Consider the following 2,930-nt stretch of genomic DNA (forward strand, 5'->3'; position numbering starts at 1 on the left):
TTAACCTATTGGAATCGCTTCCCTACGAAGAACCTGAAGAAGAAGCTCCCGAAGAAATGGAAGTTTCCGGCGAAGACAACATTTCCGATGATATTCAAACCGAATTGGATGACGACGGTCAGATTACATTGAGTTTGGAGTAGATTTAAATGCAAAGTTCGCAAAGAATCTAGTATTCTCTGCGAATTTTGTGTTTGAAACTCCGCAATCTTTTGAGCTGCTTTACGATTTTCCGTTTCTCTTTCGCATTTTCATATTTAAAAATTCTACCCCTAAGGAGAAAGCAATAGCAAAATAGAGGTATCCTTTTGGCACAGCTCCAACATGCTGACCGACTAGAGTAGCATTTGATAGGTGCATACTTTCCGTAATTAGCATAAAGCCAATTAATATTAGAAATGCTAAACCTAAAATTTGAATGGACGGATTGGCGTTGACAAATGACCCAACCGGTACAGCAAATAACATCATGACACCCACTGAAATAACTACAGCAGTTACCATGATATATAACGCACCTTCAATTCCGTTGGTCATCCCAACAGCAGTTAAAATACTATCTACCGAGAAAATTAAATCAATCAATAGAATTTGAACAATAACACTTCCGAATGATTTGGCTGCAGATGTTTTCATGTCTTTTTCTTCTTCACCTTTGTGATCCACTTTTTCGTGAATTTCTTTGGTACTTTTATAAATCAAAAATAATCCACCAAAAAACAGCACCATTGCTTGTCCGGTAAAACTACCTTTGAACCAACCGAAATCCAAACTAAACCAAGGAGCTTTCATTGCAATTAATAATGTGATACCAAATAGCAAAGCAATACGCATAAACATGGCTAAAAATAAACCGATACGTGTTGCTTTTTTGCGTTTTTCTTCGGGTAACTTACCTGTAACAATTGAAATGAAAATGATGTTGTCAATTCCTAAAACAATTTCTAAAAAGGTTAAAGTTAATAGAGCAACCCATGCATCCGGGTTTGCGAATATTTCCATAAGTCAGTTTTGATTTAGTTAATGATACTTTTACGTAGTTAATTGATTTTTGTTACAATCCCTTTTTGTTTGGCAGTTTCGCCTACAAAAGAATACTCAAAGGTATATGTTTTTTCGTTGGTTGTTAAAATTTTCATGTGAATGGCTTTTTTTTCTTTCATTCCTTTCGGATTTATTTTCTGCAGCACAAATTCACAATCATTAATCCATCGCACAGAGGAAGTATCTGTTTTTCCTCTAAACGTTTCAATTTGTAAAGTATCATTTCGTTCAAAAACTGAAACTTCTTTCACACTATCAATTTCTTGTTCGAATTGAAATTCACCTGTTTTGAAATCAGCACAACTTCGTTCTTGTTGGTAGCAGGAAAGGAATAATAAAGTTAATAGGGGAAGTATTTTTTTCATTAGTTTAAGAATAATTTATTAAAAAAAGGACAATTAAAAGTGCAACTAAGTAATTAAACGAACCAGCCACAATCAGATTACGAACTTTATTTTTCTCAACCATTTCATCCTGTAATTTTGATTGACAAAATTTAAAAAAAATCCACCAGATGATGGCACCCATATCAGCATAAAATTGAGTGGTAGGCATGTTCTCTTATTTAATCGAACAGACTTTTCATAATAATTTGAATACCTTTAAAAAGCAAGTATGCAGCTGTAAAACAAATGATTATGCCTACACCCAAAACAATGTAATGAATCCAAGTGTGTTTATTCATAAATGCGTTATGAATAATTATAGGTCCTAAAAACATGAGTGGAATTGCTCCAATTGCATATTTTAAGCCTTTAAACAAGAGTTGTTTTGAATCTGACATCTTAGAAAGTTATTTGAAAACCTACACCGTTTTGATTGGTAATAAAATTGATTTTTTCAATAGTCATGGTAGATCCTTTGGATATCAATTCATTGTTGTAATCAACAGCTACCTTTTCAATTCTCTTTGAATAACCTATCTTTATGGGAAGGGCTACAATCATGGAAGCAAAACCAACGTATGTTAACGCTGTCGGATACTGCGTTCCGGTAAAAGCACCAATGGCCAAATCACCCAAAACTAGTGTTGCACCACCAACTAAAAAGATATTTCCAAAAACCTTTTTGTCTCTAGCATCAGAATAATATTTAAGCAATGCAGGGTTGTATGCTAGTAATTTTTTCACCTCACTTGGAGACAATTTTTGATTGTTGATGTCAACTATTTTTCCATTGCCTTTGTATTTTATTTGTTGAGCAAAAGTGAGAATAGAGAAAAATAAAAATGTTAGACAAAAAAGTTTTTTCATTGATGTGTAGTTATATTAATTAGTAAAATTAAAATTTATTTCAGAAAACTCTCAACCGCTTTTCGCACACTGCCATGCTTTTCCAACAAAACTCCTGCCTCTTGATAACTCACCGGAATTTCGCCCATAATCATTCGAATGCCACGATCTACTAATTTGTTGTTGCTCAATTGCATATCCACCATTTTGTTACCTTTCACTTTTCCAAGCTGAATCATCGTGGCGGTTGAAATCATATTCAAAACCAACTTTTGTGCTGTTCCGGCTTTCATGCGAGAACTTCCGGTAACAAATTCGGGACCAACAACCACTTCAATTGGAAATTGAGCGACATGTGCAAGCGGACTTCCTTCATTGCAAGTAATACAACCGGTGGGAATGTTATTTTGATTGCATTTTTCCAACCCACCAATCACATACGGAGTGATTCCGGAAGCAGCAATGCCAATGACAAAATCAGTTGGATTGATGTTGAATTCGGTTAAATCTTTCCACGCTTGTTCCGTATCATCTTCGGCAAATTCTACCGCTTTTCGAATGGCTTTGTCTCCGCCGGCAATAATTCCCACTACCAAATCAAAAGGAACACCAAAAGTGGGCGGGCATTCAGAAGCATCGACAACACCTAATCTT

At 35.1% G+C, this 2,930-nt stretch carries 6 protein-coding genes; all 6 read right to left on the bottom strand.

The features are described 5' to 3' along the window. Positions 1–222: 222 nt before the first annotated feature. The gene (locus tag ACIQ2Z_RS12840) at positions 223–1,002 is read right to left on the bottom strand and encodes a TerC family protein (RefSeq protein WP_396184563.1); all 780 of its coding nucleotides are present in this window, start codon (positions 1,000–1,002) and stop codon (positions 223–225) included. A 38-nt stretch (positions 1,003–1,040) separates the two neighbouring features. Then, on the bottom strand, positions 1,041–1,409 hold the full coding sequence (locus ACIQ2Z_RS12845) for a DNA topoisomerase IV (RefSeq protein ID WP_396184564.1): 369 nt from the start codon (positions 1,407–1,409) through the stop codon (positions 1,041–1,043). A 4-nt stretch (positions 1,410–1,413) separates the two neighbouring features. Continuing rightward, complete coding sequence (locus tag ACIQ2Z_RS12850; RefSeq protein WP_396184565.1) at positions 1,414–1,599, bottom strand: hypothetical protein; 186 nt, start codon at positions 1,597–1,599, stop codon at positions 1,414–1,416. 10 nt (positions 1,600–1,609) lie between these two features. Further along, positions 1,610–1,828, bottom strand: coding sequence for a DUF6095 family protein (locus ACIQ2Z_RS12855; RefSeq protein WP_396184566.1), 219 nt, complete (start codon positions 1,826–1,828; stop codon positions 1,610–1,612). A 1-nt stretch (position 1,829) separates the two neighbouring features. After that, the gene (locus ACIQ2Z_RS12860) at positions 1,830–2,297 is read right to left on the bottom strand and encodes a hypothetical protein (RefSeq protein ID WP_396184567.1); all 468 of its coding nucleotides are present in this window, start codon (positions 2,295–2,297) and stop codon (positions 1,830–1,832) included. A gap of 35 nt (positions 2,298–2,332) precedes the next feature. Further along, a partial coding sequence (locus ACIQ2Z_RS12865) for an N-acetylmuramic acid 6-phosphate etherase (protein ID WP_396184568.1) occupies positions 2,333–2,930 on the bottom strand: 598 nt, incomplete at its 5' end.

This window comes from Flavobacterium sp., assembly GCF_044361015.1.
Classification (GTDB): domain Bacteria; phylum Bacteroidota; class Bacteroidia; order Flavobacteriales; family Flavobacteriaceae; genus Flavobacterium.